Source organism: Bradyrhizobium zhengyangense (assembly GCF_022012435.1).
In the GTDB taxonomy this organism is placed as follows: Bacteria; Pseudomonadota; Alphaproteobacteria; order Rhizobiales; family Xanthobacteraceae; genus Bradyrhizobium; species Bradyrhizobium zhengyangense.
On the sequence record NZ_JAKLUA010000034.1, the window covers coordinates 1 to 18,518 of the forward strand.

Below are 18,518 nucleotides of genomic sequence, written 5' to 3' on the forward strand. Positions count from 1 at the left end.
CGCTGCGCGACAATCAGAGTTCAACAAAACTCTTGCGCGCGACAATCATCGCGGCAATCATCATCAGGCCGCGACACGCCTCGCCATCCTGATTGCCGCGCACTTCCTACCCAGATTGCCGCGCTACATCAGCTCCCGTCGCTACGACCCCAATCGGGAATCCAACAGCCAGAGTGTACTCAGGGCTGGATAATCGTTGGGGGTCAGTCAAAGTCTACGGCTGCTGATGTAGTTCCAGAAGTTCCAAATGGGAGTCGCCAAGTTCCATGCCTTTGTCGGAACGAGCCGCCCGTCCAACAGTCAAGCACGGATGACGCCAGACTGGGGACAGACGCCGGCACTGTCGTCCCCGGAATGTCTACTGAAGGAGCAACAACGGCTCACATCTAGGGCCAAGTAATCTCACCCCACGCGCCAAATTGCTACCTCTCGGTAACATGGCATGATCCAATCCGTCGGGCAGGAATGACAAATTGGGGTTCGCTTGCTGGCTGTGGGCCCATCCGGTTTGGACCGTGCAAACCACAGCCACGGCAATCGAGGACGACGAACCGTCCGTGATGACGACTACCGCATCCTGCTCGCATCTCGACAAAAGCTCGACAAGTTCACAAACCTTCATCTTCCTAACCAACTTCTCGCCATCTAACCTCCTACTACAACAGCTTCTGTCTCTCTTTGACATTTCGCATTGCTCGGCTGACTGATCCGCCCTCAGTCGGTCGTCACTCTCCTGTTAAATACAGAGCCCACCTCGAGGTCATCGGACCTCGCCACCTTGCGAGGCACCACCACTCGCTCGTTCAGCGCCCGGAAAGCCCGCCGAATGAGCAGACCTGGAGTACTCACCCGCGCCGCCTGGGACAACCATGCTTCGAACACTTGATGTGCCCGCTCGACTGCACTAGGTGCAGCCGAGCGGGCATCCGCTTCACAGGCGCTCGACCTGGCGCCGCAGCGCCTGTCCAGAGAGGATCATGGGCTTCAGCCCACCGAAAGGTTTATCACTCTTATCCTAAGAGGTTCATGGGCCGCCTCCCGCCATAAGTTCGGACCGGAGAATAGTCGCCGTGTTCAAGGCCGCAACAAGCGGGAGATCGCCAAAGGCCACTTGGCAGAGAAGATAGTTAGCTCCCGCTTGCTCCAGGTGATCAATAAGGACACTTCGCACAGAAGCGGCGGTTCCGACAACGCACAATTCACTTTCAATTGCTGCTTCGAAGGTTGGCGGAAGGTTCGGAGGGGCAGGTACCCCGCTGAGATCATAAAGGACCCTAAAGCTCGTGAGCCATCTGTCGTAAGCCGCTGCAGCTAGCGAATACGCATGAGCTTCCGAAGTGTCTGCTACAATCATGCGAAGCAAACCGACAAGCGGAGCCCCTCCGCGCCAATTGCACGCGCGGTACGCGTCAGTCGATTTCCGAACCATAGAGGCCGGGCCAATGCTCGCGATATTGGCACCGATCTCAGCGGCCGCTCGCGCAGAGCCGGGCTGGCTCACGGGAATCCAGGTCGGTGGATGGGGACGCTGATAAGGCGTAATTGCTAACGGCACTTCGTGGAGGCGATAATGCTGACCTTCGTAGGACAAGGTCCCGCCTCGCATCGCTCTGGTCAAGATCTCCATTCCTTCGGAATACAGCTCGCGAGCGCTCTCTGCGCTAACCCCGAAGTACCCCAATTCAATCGGTAGAGAGCCCCACCCGATACCGAGCTCAAGACGACCGCCGCTCAAATGATCCAGCATGCATGCCTCTTCATAGGCCCGAAGGGGGTGCTGAAGGCTTAGCAGCATGACCATCGGCCCGATGCGGAGCTGCTTCGTACGCTGCGCAACGCTCGACAGAAATACGTTAGGCGAGGGCGATCGCCCGTGCGGTGTGCAATGGTGCTCGGCAAGATGGTACGCGTGGTATCCCAACCGGTCACACGCTTCGGCCAACACCAGTCGATCGTTATACTGCTGCGATAAGTCGAGACCGTCTTCGTCCAAGTGGTCAAAGATTCCAAGCCGTATTCGACGTGATACATTTGTCACGTTAGTCCTCCCGATTTGACGAAATCGTTCTCATTAATCAGATCAGCCCCCCAGCAATGCCACTGACCACAGATAAACAGGTGTCCATCTGCTCCGCCGCACCTATTGAGATTCTTATGAAGCCCCCAAGGTCCCCCTCGGGAAACACCGCAACGTTCACATTCTTCCTCTCTAAGGCTTGCTGCCACCATCTACCGTCGTACCCAAGCGGTACGCGAGCCAATACAAAGTTTGCATGTGATGGCAGGACATAGAATCCAAGCGCCGACAGCGCCACCATAGTTCTCTCCCTTTCCTGAACAATGCATTCAATGCACTGATCGTAGGCATTACGATGCTCGAGGATGCTGACGCCAACGGACTGGCTAATCACGCTCATGTTGAAAGGGTTCTGTATGCTACGCAGTCTTGCAATCACCCGCGGGTTACCGAGGCCAAAGCCGATGCGAAGGCCCGCTGCAGCGTAACTCTTCGAAAACGTCCTTAGCAGCAGAAGATTCTGATATCGGTCGATCAGACCCAGTGCATTGTCTGGAGCAAAGTCGACATACGCCTCATCGAGCACGATAAGCTGATCCGTTTCAGCGACCAGTCGCTCAATTTCCGCGATCTGAACGAATGTCCCTGTTGGGTTATTTGGGTTGGCGAGCACGATGAACTTTGCGTCTCCTGCCGCCTGCCGAACACTTTGGCTCGCCGGCAGAGCATTGTGATCGGCCCAATCAACTTCAAGCAAGCGCGCTCCGTTCACCGCCGCCAATTTATGATTGAACGAAAAGCCGGGCGACAACATTCCGACAGTATCGCCAGCGGCAAGAAACCCCCGGTAAATAAGTGCGAGAATCTCCGATGAGCCATTTCCTGCGATCACCTGCTCGACAGAGACCCCATAGGCTCGCGCGGCCGCTGATCGTAAGCCGCCGCTGTCCTCCTCCGGATACCTATTGTGGGTTCCAATCGCGGCAAACGCAGCCCGCATGACTACGTCAGGCATCGGGAACGGGTTTTCGTTCCTGTTGAGGTTCACGCATGGCAGCGAGTACGCAGCGATCCCGGCGGATCTGCCTTCCGCGAGACTCCTGTCTGCCATAGCATGTCGATGAAGGTATTCCTCGTCACCTGACATCCAGATCCTCCTCTATGCAGCCCGACATCCGCCTGCTGCCGCAGGTCGCGCTGCTTTCCCTATCTCTGTTGCGGACCAGCCGCACCTCACCTCTTGGTTTGTTCAAAGCCGGTCACAGTGCCCCACATTGGGCTCTATGGGTTCGGTTGAAGACACTCGAGGCTGTCACACAGCAAGGCGTCAAAATGCAGCCCTAACCGACAGCATCTAGCGCGATCGCCATAGCCATTGCTTACCAATCGAGCTCACTCGGCACGCCTGTGCGCTTCCACCTTTTCCGTGTACAACCTGACCCTGCGGTCGATTCAAGTGGTTTATCCCAAGGCCGCTCCTGCAGACCGACATTAATCAGCTGGAAGCACACACAATCCGAACCAATAATGCCGCCGTTCACAGATCACTCCTTTCGCCACAGGGCCGCCAAAAGCAAACCGCCTGCCCCCCGGCCTGTTCAAATGACCTGTTGAGCCTCTGCCGCTGAATGCCGCACCGATCAGAAACAGCCCGGTGCCACACCGCACATTGGCTCCGGATATTACCGATCTCCCTTGTTGCACCCGTGAACCTCCTCCGAATTGATGGACACCTGTAGTAGGCTCGAAGAGCCAGGAGGTGTCGGATGGAAGGACGTCAGCGTCGGTCGCTTACGGACGACTACAAGCGGCAAGCGGTTGATCTCGTAACATCGAGTTGGCGCTCGATCGGATCTGTTGCCAAGGAGCTTGGCTTGCGAGAGTCCGTGCTGCGGCGGTGGGTGGAGCAGCGAGGGGTTCGGCTGCAGCCGACGGCGGCGGCGCGGCGCCCCACGACGCGGGCGACGCTGCCGTCGGCGGACCACGCGGCAGAGATCGCGCGTTTGCAGCGAGAGAACGAGCGGCTGCGCATTATGCCTGGCGCTCGCGCCCGGGGAGCCGACGATCTGCTGCCAATCGTGACCTCGTCGACGACATCAGGCGGGTCCACCGCGACACCCGCGGGCGTTATGGCAGCCCGCGTATCCATGCCGAGTTGAAGGATCAGGGCCGCGGGGCGAGCCGTGGTCGCATCGAGCGGTTGATGCGGCGTCACGGCAGCAGGGCCATCATGGCGCGGCCACGTCGGGTGCGGACCACCGACAGCCGCCACGACCTGCCGATCGCCCCCAATCTGCTCGACCGCAACTTCATCGCCACTGCGCCGAACCGGATCTGGCTGGCCGATATCACCTACATCGAGACCGATCAGGGCTGGCTCTATCTGGCTGCCGTCATGGATCTGTACAGCCGCAGGATTGTCGGCTAGGCGATGGCGGATCATTTGCGCGCCGAGCTGGCCTTGGCGGCGTTGCGGATGGCGATCGCGGCGCGGCGGCCAAGTGCCGGCCTGATCCACCATTCCGATCGCGGCGTTCAAGGCGGATTCAAGCGGTCGTCGCAACACAGATTGTGTTCACTCACGATAGCAACTCGTCAAGGGCCTCTGCCGGCGTTTTCTAACCCAGGGTTTTTCTCGGTCGAGCATTGAGGGCCGCGGCCACAGCGGCGATCTCGTCGGCGCTGTGGCCGCTCAGGTCGGTGCCTTTCGGGAAGTACTGACGCAGCAGCCCATTTGTGTTCTCGTTGGTGCCACGCTGCCATGGGCTTTGCGGATCGCAGAAGTAGATTTGGACACCCGCGTCGATCTTAAGACGATCGTGCTGAGCCATTTCAGCTCCCTGATCCCAGGTCAGCGAACGACGCAGCTCTTCGGGCAAGCTGATGATGGTGCGCGTAATCGCGCCGCGCACCGCTTCAGCTCCGTGCCCTGCGAGAGCAGGCCCATTCTTCATGCGCGGAGCTTCGCCATGCCCCGCAACCCGGGGAAGATGCAGCAGCATCGTGAAGCGCGTCGTACGCTCAACCAGCGTGCCGATCACCGAGCTGCCAAGACCAAGGATGAGGTCTCCCTCCCAGTGACCGGCACCGCGCGATCGGCCGCTTCGGCGGGGCGTTGTCGCTTAAACTCGCTCCTCTAGGCGGGGGCACCTGAGAGCTTCTCCGTGCCCGGGCCGAGGAGCCTGCGTTTTTTCAAGTCTCCGGTCCTACGCGCCCCAGGTCCGTCTCCGTTCTGCCTCATAGCAGCCAAACCCCTTTGTAAGGAGCCGCGCCGACGTGACGGATTTGAATACAAGCTAAGGGACCACGTTGCATATGCCAGGCCGCATCTATACTCCCGAAGACCTCTTAATGCTCGGACGTCTTCTTGATGAGGCCGTCGTTGCGCTCCCCGATTGCATGCGAACTCCTGCGAATCGCACAGCACTCGCGACGCTCATTCTTGAACGCACGTCCGCCGCGGACGATCTGCGTTCATTTGTCAGGCTGATGCAGCTTGTAGCGCCCTCAACGTAGTTCAGGCCGGATGCGCTATTAGCGCAATATTGCGCTACATGGCCTGCCGCAACACCCGCGTATCGCAAGCTTCGTTCGATCTACGACACGCCGCCGCCCTGCCAGGCAAGCGGTCCGAAAGCGCTTGAACCTCCCCTGGCGTCAGGTTGTACAGGTCCGGCTATGAACAGGCCTTCATTCTATAAGCGTCGGTGGCGGCGCATTGGTGAACTTGCAGATGCCACCGGCGTCACGGTGCGGGCATTGCGTCACTATGAGCAGACAGGACTGCTCACTGCTTCTCAGCGTACGTGCGGCGGCCATCGCATGTACGACGCCGACAGTTTGACACGCGTTTACCACATAGTCGCACTTCGCCGGCTCGGCCTTTCGCTTCAGGAAATCCGGAGCGCTCTTGAAGGACGCTCGTCTCTTTCGCGTTTGTTGAGCGAGCAGCTGGAACGTGCAGAGCGCGAAGTGATGCGCGCAACCGCCGTCCGCGATCTGCTGCGCCGCCTCGCTCAGAATGTCGACGCAGATGTCCGGCTAGACGAGCTACCCAACCATCTGAACCGACCTCCGGGTAAAGTCGACATGTGAGTACCTCTGCTCGAACGGCGCGCTCGGCGGCAATCAGAGTGGGGCCGTCGCCTGTCTGGACGCCGCTGCGCGACACCGTTTCCGACGACCAACAAGGGCATGCGGGTCATTTGCTGCGGCCAACCCGTGTCACGTGGAGGCCAGTAATTGAAGGCTTAGCGCGACATGCTCCGCCGCGTCTGAACGGCCCCAATTGGGGGACGCGCTACTCAGGAGCCAGGCTTGGTTCCTCCTGTGACGAACCGAGGCGAGCGGCTTCCTCAAGCAAGACCTGGCGCATCCACTTGCTTGCAGGCTCATTGTTGTGCAGTGCAGGCCATTGCAGCGTCTCCGTAAAGCCAGGCAACGGCAGGGGAAGCTTTGCAACGCGCAAGGGTAGCGATTTTGCGAAATGCCGCACCAACGTTGCCGGCATGGTCGCTACCCGGTTCGTCCCGACGAGCATGTGGGGCATCATGCTGAAGCCCTGAACCACGACCTCCACGCGCCGCTTAACTCGATGCTCCTGCATGAACCATTCGTCGATTGACGGGACGCGAGAACGGCCGAACCGGACAGCAACGTGCCCCATGGACATGTAGCTTGAGAACGTCAGCGGTCGCGCCAATCGCTTGTTGGAACGGCAGCCCACGCAAACCAGCGTCTCATCAAATAGCGTGGCCTTCGGATGCTCATCCGTCGTGTACACGTCGGGAAGAATGATAAAGTCGACCGCACCCCGCTGAAGGGGGTGGTCGAATGGATCGGCCAGTGGCATCAGCTCGAATTTGATGCCGGGCGCCTCTCGCGCGACGCGCTCAATCACCTTGCGAATAAGCACGATAGCCGCGAAATCGGACATGCAAAGGCGAAAACGGCGATTTGATTCGTCCGGCCTAAAGGGCTCGCGAGACGTGATGGAAAGCTGAATGTGCAGTAACGCTTCGCGAGTAGGTGAGGCGAGAGCCTCTGCGCGTGGGGTCAGGACAAGTTCACGGCCGCTCATCGTGAACAACTCGTCCTTGAAATACGCACGCAGGCGGGCGACCGCCGCACTCATTGCGGGCTGGCTCAAGTTGATGCTGCGTGCTGCTGCCGTCAAGTTACGCTCTGCTATCAGGGCATCAAGAGCGACGAGCAGATTTAGATCTAGGCCACGAAACCGCATTGTTCATTCATCCGCAGTGTAGATGTAACTCATCTAAACAATCGATTTTACCCGCGCGCGCCACGATGGAATAAAAGTGACGTGTCCGACGCAACACGTTAGATTTTGGAGACCACGATCGTGGCGCTGCGCATTGAACATAGTGAACCGCGAATCATAGCGACACCGCCCCAGGCATTTCTTGAAGCTCACATATGGTCTCAGCCCTGCAGACCCCTTGGTCTCGCGACCCAGTTATCAAGCGGCAATGGGCTCTTTACAACGATCAATCGGACAGCGCGCCCCATCCAATCGACACCACCATGCGTGCCCCTTGCAAACAGCAACAGGCGCTATCCCAGTTCGAGCGCGCCATGTCTTACATTAGTAGCCCGTACCAGTTCACACATTCAAACCACCTCGATCACCCCATCAAACATCTTTAAGGCGAGTAATACATCAGAGGTGCTTTGTCTCGCAACTCGCAGGACGCCGATATGTCCGCGAAAGGACGCCGATATACCATCGTATATTGTACAACCTGACCGCACCCACCTTCTTTCTAGCAGGATTCCTGTAGGGCTCCCGCGGCCTGCTACGCATTGCGCCGCATTCCCAAGTCGTTCTTCGCCGAACCGCAGGAGAGCGCCTGCAGCAGCCCCGTGCGCTCGATTCCGTGCGCACCCTGCTGTAGCGCCTCACCTCATGCATACACGGCAATGAAGCCAAACGTAGGAGATGGGTCGATGCGCCCCCCAATACAGTGGCGGACGTGCTGGGAGAATGAGTTGGAGCTATCGGATCATATCCAGCTCTCGGCATTCTTACGAGCGGCTTACGGACCGACCGGAACGTTCAATGCACGTCCCTTTGAGGGCTATCGGAGCTGGGCGGGTGCGAGGCCCGAGCTCCGATGTGTCGGCTACGACAGCAGGGGCGTTGCGGCTCATCTTGGCGCGCTGCGACGGTTCATCAAGGTCGGCGATGCCGACGTGTTGGTGGCCGAACTCGGATTGTACGCGGTACGCCCCGACCTAGAGGGTCTGGGAGTGCCACACTCTGTACGCGCAATGTATCCTACACTACACCTGATGGGCGTTCCTTTCGGATTTGGCACAGTCCGTCATGCGCTCAAAACGCACATCACGAGGTTGCTCGATCGCCCAGGGCTGGCCTCGATCATTCCGGGTATACGCGTCCGTTCTACGCTGGCGGAGGTCTATCCTGCTTTGCCGCCCACGCGAACAGACGACGCTCTTCTCGTCGTTTTGCCTGTCGGAAAGCCGTTGAGCGAATGGCCGCCCGGAACGACAATTGAGCGAAACGGGCCCGAACTGTGACAGGCCTCTCTATGCACTTAACAAGCGTTGGCGATGGCAGGCAGTATGCTGACTCACCAAGCGTCCACTTGACGTTCGACGACGGGCCGCACTCTTTTTATACCCCGCACATCTTAGACATCCTCTCCCAACATAACGTGCCGGCGACGTTCTGCGTCATCGGCAGATATGCAGCAGAACATCCGCACATTACGCGCAGGATAGTTTCCGACGGACACGAACTCGCAAACCACACCATGAACCATCCCGATCTCTCGAAATGCGAGCCAACGAAAGTCGCGTCGGAGATTGCACACGCGAACTGTGCCATTAAGTCGGCTTGCCCGGAGGCTCGGCTCCGACATGTGCGTGCGCCATATGGGCTCTGGACCGAACATGTGCTCTCCTGCGCCGCGAGCGCTGGGCTCGGCGCACTTCACTGGTCTGTAGACCCTCGCGACTGGTCTCGGCCTGGTGCGGATGCGATCGTCAGCGCGGTACTGAGCTCCATCCAACCTGGAGCCATTGTTCTTTTGCACGATGGCTGCCCTCCCGATGAACGCAATTGGGGTCATGATCAAAGGCTGCGCGATCAGACAGTATGCGCCGTCAGCCAGCTAATTCCCGCATTGCACAGTCGCGGCTTTGCAATTCGTCCCATTCCTCACTTTCACTGAGACCAGAATGAGCCTGCTTGTGACCGCCAGCACTGCCGCGATTGGATCATACACAATCCTTTCAGCGTTTTATAAGAGCGCTCAAATGATCTATGCAATAAAGAGCCGGGCCTCATCGCCGCCACTCACGGACGTCGATCACGAAACGATGCCCAGTGTCGACGTTATCGTTCCTTGCTACAATGAAACGCCAGACACCCTGTCGGCGTGCTTAGGCTCGATTGCCGCCCAGGATTTTACTGGACGACTGCGCGTCTATGTCGTTGACGATGGCTCTCAAAACCTCGCTGCTGTCAAAGCTGTCCACGACGCTTACGCGCAAGATACACGATTTCGCTTTATCATTCTGCGAAAGAACGTAGGCAAGAGGAAGGCGCAGATTTGTGCCATCCGGCAGTCATCTGGAGACCTGGTTCTCAACGTCGACTCTGATACGACGCTCGCAGTCGATGTCGTCACAAAACTAGCAGCTAGCATGCACGAGCCGGAAGTTGGTGCCGCTATGGGCCATCTGGTCGCGACCAATCGGGATCGCACTTGGCTCACGCGGCTCATCGACATGGAGTACTGGCTTGCTTGTAACGAAGAACGCGCTGCACAAGCCAGCTTCGGTGCTGTTATGTGCTGCTGCGGACCCTGCGCCATGTATCGCCGTTCGGCTCTTACATCGCTGCTCGACAAGTATGAAACGCAATATTTCCGCGGGAAGCCCAGTGATTTCGGCGAGGATCGTCACCTCACAATACTTATGCTGCAGGCAGGGTTTCGAACTGAATACGTTCCAGATGCGATAGCCGCAACCGTCGTTCCCGACAGGCTCGGACCTTATTTGCGTCAACAACTACGCTGGGCACGCAGTACGTTCCGCGACACGCTGCTAGCACTGCGGCTGCTGCCTCATCTTAATGGCTATCTCACATTAGATGTTATCGGACAGAACCTTGGCCCTCTTCTTTTGGCTCTGTCCATAATGACCGGGCTCGCTCAGCTTGCGACCACGCACACCATACCATGGTTGACGATCGTTGCTATTTCATCGCTAACGCTGATGCGGTGCACCACAGCGGCGATTCGTGCTCGTGAGGTGCGATTTCTTGGCTTCGCGTTGCACACGCCAATCAATCTGTTCCTAGTGCTTCCCTTGAAAGCCTATGCATTGTGTACATTGGATAACAGTAACTGGCTCTCCCGTACGACGCCTCCGGCATCACTCTGCGGGGCTCCGGAAACGATCCACGAACGTGACGCCTGTCACCATGATGCCGCTCGGCGACAGCCGGCAGCGCTGGCGGTCACCGGGGAGGGGACCACCCGTTAAGGCGCTCCAACGCTCGGCCTGTGATCTAGGACCGCGCTCAAACGCGGCGAAAACAAGCGCACTAAAGTAAGGAAGGGTGAATGACATTCGATAAGGTACTGCGCTTGCTCGAGCGGGAGATGGAGGCGGACGACCCGTGGCGGCTCAACGCGAACCCATTCGAGCAAGAGCGCCACGCGCACTTGCTCCGTCTGTGCCTCGCGGAAGGCGCGGTCGGTAACGCGCTTGAGGTGGGTTGCGCAGCGGGCGTCTTCACGGCAAAGCTGGCGCCCCACTGCCAGCAACTCGTAGCAATCGACGTTCTGCCGCGTGCGATCACTCGAGCAAGGGAGCAAGCTCAATGGCCTCATATCGCCTGGCACATCTCTGACGTGCGGGACCTCAACGCAACTAATCCATTCGACCTGATCGTGGTGGCGGAAGTGCTTTATTATCTTGAAGATACCGGCCAGATGGGTGACGCCATCGAGAAGCTCACGCGAATGCTGGCGCCCAGCGGACGGCTCGTTTTCGGATCAGCGCGTGACGCCTCTTGTCAGCGTTGGGGGCATCCTGCGGGTGCCGAAACAATGCTTGATGTTTTGAATGAACATCTGGTCGAGACTGAGCGCGTACAATGCCGTGGCGCGAGCATCGACGAAGATTGTTTGATTGCGTCTTTTCGCACTAAGTCGAACTTGCCAGACTAGTGCATTCGCTGCGGCGAACACGGAGTGACTATGCGAATCTGTGGAATCAAGCTGACACATGACGGAGCGGTTGCCGTTGTGGAAGATGGGCGCTTGCTCTTCTGCATAGAGCAAGAAAAGAGAGCCAATAATCCACGCTATCAAGCCATCACCGACCTCTGCGCAGTCACTCTCGCGCTGGCCGAACACGGCTTAAGGCCCACGGATGTTGACCGATTTGTCATCGACGGCTGGGACGGGCTGACGCACTCGCAATTTGATGTCCTAAGTGAAGGGGTGCCGCTCACCATTAAGGGAGCGCCATATATCGAGTCCCACGAAAACACGCTCCTCACGCCCTATGCCGGGTCGGGCCTCGTCCTCGATCGGGTGCCTTTACGTTATCATAGCTATGCTCACGTAGCCGGCCACGTGGCCGGCGCTTACTGTACCAGTGCTTTCGCCAAAGCCCGAGCCCCTGCATTGTGCTTAGTGTGGGACGGCTGCATCTTTCCGCGCCTGTATCATGTAGATCCGACCGGAGCCCGCTTCCTCGACACTCTTTTCCCTTTCATCGGCCATGCCTATGCTATCGCTGGGCAGCACTTCGGGCCCTATCGTCAAGCCAGCAGGGCAGGCTGGGATCTTGGTGTCGCAGGTAAGCTTATGGCGTATATCGGGCTAGGCGCTCTCGATGAGGGCATTCTGGCAGTCTTTCAAGAGATGTATGAAGCGTGTCTAGCCGGTCCTTCCGAGCGTGCTCGCGCTTACCGTGCCAGCATAAACGATCCTGAAGCCTTACTTGCCGCCACTGACTGGTTTTTCGAGGCATGCGGTCGTCGGCTCACCGGTACGCCTTCCGAAGATGTACTCGCATCTTTTCACGTTTTTCTGGAGCGGCTGCTGGAGCAAGAAATAGGACTTGCTCTGCTACGGCACTCAGGTCTTCCGGGCTTACGGCACCTGTGCATCGCTGGAGGGTGTGGACTTAATATAAAGTGGAATAGTGCTCTGCGCGCGACGGGATTGTTTGATTCAGTTTGGGTACCCCCGTTTCCAAATGATAGCGGCTCAGCAATTGGCGCGGCTTGCGCCGCCATGGCCGAGCCAAACGCTTTGACTCCTTTGGAGTGGTCAGTTCACAGCGGACCGGCCTTGACCGGAAGCAACCCATCAGGCCAATGGGAGGCTTTGCCCTGTACCATCGTAGAGCTTGCGGCTCTCATCGCTACAGGCAAGCCCGTAGTGTTCCTCACCGGCCTCGCGGAGCTCGGACCCAGAGCACTCGGCGGCCGCAGTATTATTGCGGCTGCAACCTCCAAGGAGATGAAAGACCTTCTGAACGATATCAAGCTACGGGAACGATTTCGTCCCGTCGCTCCTATTTGCCTCGAGGACCGGGCTGCTGAAATTTTCGATCCCGGCAGCCCAGATCCTTACATGCTCTTCGACCATCAAACCCGTCGCGAATGGCGGACAAAAGTTCCCGCTATCGTGCACCTGGATGGTTCTGCCCGATTGCAAACAATCTCCCGAACGTCTCCGCAAAAGATCGCTGCTCTTCTGGTCGAGTATGAGAAACTTACAGGAATTCCGCTGCTCTGCAACACGAGCGCCAACCATCCTGGCCGGGGGTTTTTTCCTGATGTTGCTAGCGCTTGTGACTGGGGTCGCGTCGACCATGTTTGGTGCGACGGCTTTCTCTGGCAACGATCCGTCGAAGCTGGTCTGACATTATCCAATTCCGCTCTGGTCACTGACTAAGACAGCCTATGTCCAATCCAGCGATTCAACTGACTGACGTCCAAAAGACTTATCATGATCGAGGCGTCGTACGGGGTCTGACCTTTAGCGTCGCTAAGGGAGAGTGTTTCGGGCTACTCGGTCCAAATGGGGCGGGTAAAAGCACGATCGTTCGGATGATCCTCGGCCTCATATCGCCCGATGCCGGCCGGATCACTGTTTTGGGTGAGCAGGTGCCGGCACGCGCCCGTTTGGCGCGCGCGGGCATCGGCGTCGTCCCACAAGTTGATAATCTCGAGGATGCGTTCACTGTGCGCGAAAATCTCCTCATATTTGGACGGTACTTTGGACTGAATACGCGCGAAAGTGAGGAGGCTGTGCCTTCGCTGCTCGAATTTGCGCGACTTGAGGGTAGAGCAGAGTCACGGGTCGCGGATCTGTCCGGCGGCATGAAGCGACGTCTCGTGCTGGCCCGTGCCCTGATCAACGATCCACAACTGCTCATCATGGATGAACCCACGACCAGCCTCGATCCCCACGCCCGCCACTTGATTTGGGAACGCCTGCGTCTTCTGCTCGCTCGAGGAAAGACTATCCTGCTGACGACCCACTTCATGGAAGAGGCTGAACGACTTTGCGATCGCCTCTGCGTGCTAGAGAATGGACGTAAGATCGCCGAGGGTGCGCCCAATGCTCTGATCGACTCTCAGATTGGCTGTGATGTCCTCGAGGTCTACGGCGGAAACCCACTCGAGCTCCGTGCGATAATAGAGCCTCACGCTTCGCGCATCGAGGTGAGGGGAGAGACGCTGTTTTGCTACGCGCCGGATCAGGCGGCGGTGCGGCTTCGGCTTCGTGGATGCACCGGTCTGCGCCTTCTGGAGCGGCCGCCTAACCTGGAAGACGTCTTCCTGCGGTTGACGGGACACAGGATAGACGCATGAAGACGATATCCAAAGCAGCCTTGCCATCGGACGCACTCAGTTGGATCAGCGTGTGGCGCCGCAACTATCTGGCATGGAGGAAGGCCGCCGCTGCTTCGCTGCTTGGCAACTTGGCCGACCCGTTGACCAACCTCTTGGGTCTCGGCTTTGGGCTCGGCCTGATTGTCGGCAATGTAGACGGTCACTCATATGTCGATTTCTTGGTCGGCGGAATGGTGGCAACCAGCGCTATGACCGCGGCAAGCTTCGAAACTCTGTACGGAACGTTCGCTCGCATGCGCAGCCAACGAACCTGGGACGCAATGATGTGCACTCCGCTCACGCTGGGTGATATCCTCCTCGGTGAATTGGTTTGGGCAGCAAGCAAGGCCACTTTGGCGGGCACCGGAATCGCGCTTGTTGCTACGGGGCTTGGCTATGGCACCTTATTATCCACGTTCTATTGTTTCCCCGCTCTCGCCCTCACCGGCCTTGCGTTCGCGAGCGCGGCGCTCGTCGTTGTCGCGATTGCCCCAAGCTACGACTATTTTGTGTTCTACCAGACTCTCATCTCGACCCCTATGGTGTTCCTATCCGGGGCAGTCTTTCCCGTTGCGCACCTTCCGCCCGCTCTCCAGTTGGCTGCAGCCGCGTTACCTTTGGAACATTCGATTGCGCTAATACGGCCTGCAATGCTCGGGCTACCACTCGATAGCATCGGCGCGCATGTTGGTGTCCTTTTCGCTTACGCAGTACTGCTCTTCTTACTGTCGGCAAAGCTATTTCGGCGACGCTTATCACACTGACGATGCCCAGCCGCTTAATGAACGCACACCCTGTTTCTCGGCCTGCGCTTGCCGGCCTATTCGCGTTCAACGTCGCGGACGTTTCATTACCCGGCCGCCCTAAAGATCATGATTACTACCACACTTGCTGGAGGATAGAATGCTGTGTCTTGGATTGAGCGGCGGATTGGATAAGGTCCATGAATATCGACCTGCACTCTCGCACACATTCTTGCATGATGGCGCAGCTGTCATGGTGCGTGACGGGCGTGTGTTAGCCGCGGTTGAAGAAGAACGCCTAAACCGAATTAAGCATTCCAACAAATTTCCCGCCCAGGCCATCCGCTACTGCCTGGCTGCTGCGGGAGCGCAATTAAAGGACATCGATCGCATCGCATTCTATGCAACCGAGTCCTATTGCAACGCGATGCTTCGGCTTTTGTTTGGTTCGGAGACGCAGAGTGGCATCCCTCTCGACGCCAGAACCCTTCTACAGCTTATGCTATCGCAGGAGTTTGATACAGAGATCGAGCCATCGCGCTTGTCATTCGTCAGTCACCATCATGCGCATGCAACAAGTGCTTTTGCTGTGTCCGGCTATGACGAAGGTCTAGTCTTGGCAATCGACGGCGGCGGTGATTTCCTCTCCGGGATGGTGGCCATTGGATCGGGAAGTCGTCTTACTCAACTACATACCTTCCCAGAGGACGGTTCCCTCGGATTGTTTTACTTAGAGGCAATCAAGTGCCTCGGTTATGGCTTGTTCGACGAGTACAAGGTTATGGGCCTTGCTCCGTACGGGGACTCCTCGCGTTTCCGAGAACTATTTCAGCAATTCTACGAATTAAAGGAGAACGGTGGCTACAAGATACATTTGAACGACATCGCTCCGGCGTTAGAGCACGACATACACGTTCGCGGCAAGGGAATGCCGTTCACCCAAGAGCATAAAGATGTTAGTGCAGCCTTGCAGGAGGCCTTGGAACGTATTGTTTTTCATGTTCTCAGGCATTACCGTGAGGTGACCGGCATGAAGCGGCTATGCTTGGCTGGTGGTGTCGCCCACAACTGCACCATGACCGGTAAGTTGCTCTATACAGGACTATTTGATGATATCTTCGTGCAGCCCGCGGCGCACGATGCTGGATGCGCACTCGGCGCTGCTCTCATGGTTTCCGAAGAACAAGGACGTCCCGCACCCCGTGAGCGGCTTCAGCATGTCTATTGGGGCCCGGCACTTGGGGATGACCATGCTGTAGAGCGAGAGGTTGCTGCATGGCGCGGGCATATCGACGTGCAAAGAAGCGCGAACGTGGCGAGCGTGGTAGCTGAATGGATAGCCAACGGTTCGGTTGTTGGCTGGGTCCAAGGCCGCTCCGAATTTGGACCGCGCGCCCTCGGTAACCGCAGCATTGTTGCTGACCCCAGACCAGCAAAGAATAAGGACCGCATAAACGCCATCGTTAAAAAACGCGAGGGCTACCGGCCGTTTGCACCTTCCGTATTGGAGGAACATGCCGCTGAGTTTTTCGATCTTCCTAAGACCGCGGGAGCTTTTCCGTTCATGAACTTTGTCGTTCAAGTTCGTGATTGCAAGCGAAGTGTGCTTGGTGCGGTTACGCACGTCGATGGTACAGCACGGCTGCAGACGGTGTCACGTAGATCGAACCCGCGGTACTGGGAGCTGATTAATCAATTCCACAAGCGGACGGGCGTCCCTGTCCTCCTCAATACATCTTTCAACAACAATGTCGAACCGATCGTGCAGTCGGTTACCGACGCAATGGTCACGTTCCTTACGACAGATCTTGACGCCCTCGTGATCGGATCGCTTCTCATCACGAAGCGCGTCGCCACGCCGGAGGACTGGGCTGCGCTCCGCGTTTCCTTACCGGCCTACACTTCACTTCGCCGTACCCCGGATCACGTCACCGCAGAGTGTCGGGAGATCGTCTGCGAGACTTATACCACCTTCTCCGATGGCGGCGCTGTGCGCATCTCGCCCGATCTATTCGAGTTGCTGCATGGAATCAAAGGGGACGCCGCCCTCGGCGAGCTTCTCGCTCACGTAAAGGGCGAGCGGCGCGACGCAATCATCCTTGAACTTCGGCAGTTGTGGGAAAAGCGCCGCATCTGCTTGCGTCCCGCCGCCAACAATCTGGGAGATCTGCGCGATCAGGCGCATGCGACTTGATAGGTATCTCTTTGTCTAGCTAGCGAACGGCAATCCATAACCGACCTCTTGGTCGCGAAGCGGACAAGCTCTCGCAACCTAACATACGGCTCGCGACGGCCTGGCGGACGATAACACTGCCGGTACTTTCCTGCCGTCCAGGGTGAGCAACTTATTCAACTGCCGGAGCAATGGATTCAAGATGACTCATCAACAGCGCTTCGTCATTTCCAGGCGTCGCACCGGTTTCGGCGATTGCTTATGGTCGCTCGCGTCAGCCTGGCAATACTCCAAGCGAACAGGGCGCACTTTGGTCATTGACTGGCGCGGATCTTGCTATCTCTCTGACCCCTTTACAAACGCCTTCAGCGTGTTCTTTGAGCCGCTCGACAACATCTCGGGCGTACCCGTTATCTGCGACGATAAGATCAATCAACTCTGCTTTCCTGGGCCGTTTTTTCCACATTGGTGGAACAGGCCTGCAATTGACGGCGTTTACCGGTCGGATGACCAAATTTTCCACGAGCGTGATGAGCTGCGCAGGTTGTTGGTAACGTCAAGGGATATCCAGGCGAATACTATCGTTTGTGACGCTTGCTTAATGTGGGGCTGTGATCAGGAGGCCGAGCGCAACATATTCCAAAGCATCACACCACGCCAGGAGATCAGGCGTCGCATCGACGATGTTTACCATCGAGCGTTTGAGGGGCACGATGTAATCGGGATACACGTTCGGCACGGGAACGGTGAAGATACTATGGGTCATAGGCCTTATTGGACCGACCCACGAGTCGCTATGGAGCAGGTATGCGCTGCAGTTGAACGGGCAAAAGCATTGCATCATACACGACCGACAAGGCTCTTTTTGTGCACTGACAGTCCCAGCGTCGCTGATCACCTTTCGGCTGTCTATTCTGAGCTCTTCAGCATTCCCAAACGCTTCCGAGCGAACGATGCTGGCCCGCTGCACACTGCAGATCTTGGAGTCGAGGGCGGATTCGCTGCTCTCGTGGAAATGTACCTCCTGGCCTACTGCCATACCGTTATCCGATTTCCGTCGACAAGTGCTTTCTCGCGCTACGCAAGCCTAGTCGTCCCCCAAGTAATCGAATTTAGCTTGGACGATCCAAGCCACTTGATCTTAGCCGAAAGGTCATCCGCCGAGCACGCGCCAGATGCGCGCTCTCTCGCCGGTCCTCACGAGCGGCGGCCAGCGAAGCCGGCCTTTTGATGCTTGCCACAGGACGTCAAGCCCCACCAGCGCCAAGAAAGGCTTAAATGAGCCTAGCACTTACTTCAGCAGTCACCAGGTACAACGCCTCGGTGCCATATCTGGACATCGGTTCGAAGCCATCCAATGGACTCCGCGCGAAGCGAGGGTGCGACACTGCTGTCGTAATGTCTCACCGACCTATGCCGTTCTCCGACGGAGCCGGCTCGGTTCGTATCCCAAGCACCTTGTTTGGTGAAGGCGAGTGCTGCGGATGAAGGTGCGGCGGGAGTAGATTTCTCAAATGAGTTACCGATGCCCATACCTGGAGATAAGGTGGTCACACATTGTGCTGGACCTCTCTATGCACACGAGGGAAGGGCGCCGAGCTCACCTCGCGCGGGTTGATGCCGGATGCAGGCCTCCCAGGATCGTTAATTCAGGCCCCAACGTACTTGGTATTC

Annotated in this window: 16 protein-coding genes and 2 pseudogenes; 14 read left to right on the top strand and 4 right to left on the bottom strand. The window is 57.6% G+C overall.

The genetic code is table 11. The features are described 5' to 3' along the window. Positions 1–193, top strand: a 193-nt coding sequence (locus L6637_RS40130) for a hypothetical protein (RefSeq protein WP_237867090.1), incomplete at its 5' end; no start/stop codon positions are given. Positions 194–1,024: 831 nt separating this feature from the next. Here the strand turns inward: L6637_RS40130 and L6637_RS40135 are convergent. Both L6637_RS40135 and hisC read right to left on the bottom strand, forming a co-directional pair. After that, positions 1,025–2,038 (bottom strand): LLM class flavin-dependent oxidoreductase, encoded by a 1,014-nt coding sequence (locus L6637_RS40135; protein ID WP_128955129.1) that lies wholly within the window; start codon positions 2,036–2,038, stop codon positions 1,025–1,027. A gap of 37 nt (positions 2,039–2,075) precedes the next feature. Further along, positions 2,076–3,128: a histidinol-phosphate transaminase gene (gene hisC, locus L6637_RS40140; RefSeq protein ID WP_232995662.1), complete on the bottom strand. Its 1,053-nt coding sequence runs from the start codon at positions 3,126–3,128 to the stop codon at positions 2,076–2,078. Positions 3,129–3,783: 655 nt separating this feature from the next. Between hisC and L6637_RS42940 the strand changes: the two genes are divergently transcribed. The 3 genes and pseudogenes from L6637_RS42940 to L6637_RS42950 all read left to right on the top strand — a co-directional run bounded on the left by L6637_RS42940 (position 3,784) and on the right by L6637_RS42950 (position 4,445). Beyond that, complete coding sequence (locus L6637_RS42940; protein WP_128929899.1) at positions 3,784–4,176, top strand: transposase; 393 nt, start codon at positions 3,784–3,786, stop codon at positions 4,174–4,176. Then, a pseudogene (locus L6637_RS42945) lies at positions 4,110–4,250 on the top strand (IS3 family transposase); the annotation flags it as partial. The gene L6637_RS42940 and the pseudogene L6637_RS42945, both read left to right, overlap by 67 nt. Then, a complete protein-coding gene (locus L6637_RS42950) occupies positions 4,248–4,445 on the top strand; it encodes a DDE-type integrase/transposase/recombinase (protein ID WP_167506288.1) in 198 nt (65 codons plus the stop codon). The pseudogene L6637_RS42945 and the gene L6637_RS42950, both read left to right, overlap by 3 nt. Positions 4,446–4,596: 151 nt before the next feature. Here the strand turns inward: L6637_RS42950 and L6637_RS40150 are convergent. After that, positions 4,597–5,135 (bottom strand): annotated as a pseudogene (locus L6637_RS40150) (IS30 family transposase); the annotation flags it as partial. 560 nt (positions 5,136–5,695) lie between these two features. Between L6637_RS40150 and L6637_RS40155 the strand changes: the two are divergent. Then, on the top strand, positions 5,696–6,112 hold the full coding sequence (locus tag L6637_RS40155; protein WP_128929901.1) for a MerR family transcriptional regulator: 417 nt from the start codon (positions 5,696–5,698) through the stop codon (positions 6,110–6,112). A 205-nt stretch (positions 6,113–6,317) separates the two neighbouring features. On the opposite strand, the gene L6637_RS40160 is transcribed toward L6637_RS40155, so the two are convergent. Further along, positions 6,318–7,259: a LysR family transcriptional regulator gene (locus L6637_RS40160; RefSeq protein WP_128929902.1), complete on the bottom strand. Its 942-nt coding sequence runs from the start codon at positions 7,257–7,259 to the stop codon at positions 6,318–6,320. A gap of 698 nt (positions 7,260–7,957) precedes the next feature. Between L6637_RS40160 and L6637_RS40165 the strand changes: the two genes are divergently transcribed. The 9 genes from L6637_RS40165 (at position 7,958) to L6637_RS40205 (ending at position 18,075) form a co-directional block, all read left to right on the top strand. Next, positions 7,958–8,578, top strand: coding sequence for a NodA family N-acyltransferase (locus L6637_RS40165; RefSeq protein WP_276575812.1), 621 nt, complete (start codon positions 7,958–7,960; stop codon positions 8,576–8,578). Between the two features lie 11 nt (positions 8,579–8,589). After that, entirely contained in the window at positions 8,590–9,234 is a 645-nt protein-coding gene (nodB, locus tag L6637_RS40170; RefSeq protein WP_128930191.1) for a chitooligosaccharide deacetylase NodB, read from the top strand. A 7-nt stretch (positions 9,235–9,241) separates the two neighbouring features. After that, complete coding sequence (gene nodC / locus L6637_RS40175) at positions 9,242–10,552, top strand: chitooligosaccharide synthase NodC (protein WP_128929904.1); 1,311 nt, start codon at positions 9,242–9,244, stop codon at positions 10,550–10,552. 80 nt (positions 10,553–10,632) lie between these two features. Next, a complete protein-coding gene (locus tag L6637_RS40180; RefSeq protein WP_128929905.1) occupies positions 10,633–11,241 on the top strand; it encodes an SAM-dependent methyltransferase in 609 nt (202 codons plus the stop codon). Positions 11,242–11,271: 30 nt separating this feature from the next. Then, on the top strand, positions 11,272–12,984 hold the full coding sequence (gene nodU, locus L6637_RS40185) for a nodulation protein NodU (RefSeq protein WP_128930192.1): 1,713 nt from the start codon (positions 11,272–11,274) through the stop codon (positions 12,982–12,984). Between the two features lie 8 nt (positions 12,985–12,992). Then, positions 12,993–13,907, top strand: coding sequence for a nodulation factor ABC transporter ATP-binding protein NodI (nodI, locus tag L6637_RS40190; protein WP_128929906.1), 915 nt, complete (start codon positions 12,993–12,995; stop codon positions 13,905–13,907). Further along, positions 13,904–14,692, top strand: coding sequence for an ABC transporter permease (locus L6637_RS40195; protein WP_128929907.1), 789 nt, complete (start codon positions 13,904–13,906; stop codon positions 14,690–14,692). The genes nodI and L6637_RS40195 overlap by 4 nt, the downstream gene beginning before the upstream one ends. A 139-nt stretch (positions 14,693–14,831) precedes the next feature. Next, on the top strand, positions 14,832–16,865 hold the full coding sequence (locus tag L6637_RS40200; RefSeq protein ID WP_128929908.1) for a carbamoyltransferase family protein: 2,034 nt from the start codon (positions 14,832–14,834) through the stop codon (positions 16,863–16,865). A gap of 181 nt (positions 16,866–17,046) precedes the next feature. Next, positions 17,047–18,075 (top strand): nodulation protein NodZ, encoded by a 1,029-nt coding sequence (locus L6637_RS40205; protein ID WP_128929909.1) that lies wholly within the window; start codon positions 17,047–17,049, stop codon positions 18,073–18,075. The last annotated feature ends 443 nt before the right edge of the window (positions 18,076–18,518 follow it).

Bases quoted from the DNA above. Each gene is read 5' to 3' on its own strand.
- hisC (WP_232995662.1), bottom strand. From the start codon at position 3,128: ATGGCAGACAGGAGTCTCGCGGAAGGCAGATCCGCCGGGATCGCTGCG.
- L6637_RS42940 (WP_128929899.1), top strand. From the start codon at position 3,784: ATGGAAGGACGTCAGCGTCGGTCGCTTACGGACGACTACAAGCGGCAA.
- L6637_RS42950 (WP_167506288.1), top strand. From the start codon at position 4,248: ATGGCGCGGCCACGTCGGGTGCGGACCACCGACAGCCGCCACGACCTG.
- L6637_RS40155 (WP_128929901.1), top strand. From the start codon at position 5,696: ATGAACAGGCCTTCATTCTATAAGCGTCGGTGGCGGCGCATTGGTGAA.
- L6637_RS40160 (WP_128929902.1), bottom strand. From the start codon at position 7,259: ATGCGGTTTCGTGGCCTAGATCTAAATCTGCTCGTCGCTCTTGATGCC.
- L6637_RS40165 (WP_276575812.1), top strand. From the start codon at position 7,958: ATGAAGCCAAACGTAGGAGATGGGTCGATGCGCCCCCCAATACAGTGG.
- nodB (WP_128930191.1), top strand. From the start codon at position 8,590: ATGCACTTAACAAGCGTTGGCGATGGCAGGCAGTATGCTGACTCACCA.
- nodC (WP_128929904.1), top strand. From the start codon at position 9,242: ATGAGCCTGCTTGTGACCGCCAGCACTGCCGCGATTGGATCATACACA.
- L6637_RS40180 (WP_128929905.1), top strand. From the start codon at position 10,633: ATGACATTCGATAAGGTACTGCGCTTGCTCGAGCGGGAGATGGAGGCG.
- nodU (WP_128930192.1), top strand. From the start codon at position 11,272: ATGCGAATCTGTGGAATCAAGCTGACACATGACGGAGCGGTTGCCGTT.
- nodI (WP_128929906.1), top strand. From the start codon at position 12,993: ATGTCCAATCCAGCGATTCAACTGACTGACGTCCAAAAGACTTATCAT.
- L6637_RS40195 (WP_128929907.1), top strand. From the start codon at position 13,904: ATGAAGACGATATCCAAAGCAGCCTTGCCATCGGACGCACTCAGTTGG.
- L6637_RS40200 (WP_128929908.1), top strand. From the start codon at position 14,832: ATGCTGTGTCTTGGATTGAGCGGCGGATTGGATAAGGTCCATGAATAT.
- L6637_RS40205 (WP_128929909.1), top strand. From the start codon at position 17,047: ATGACTCATCAACAGCGCTTCGTCATTTCCAGGCGTCGCACCGGTTTC.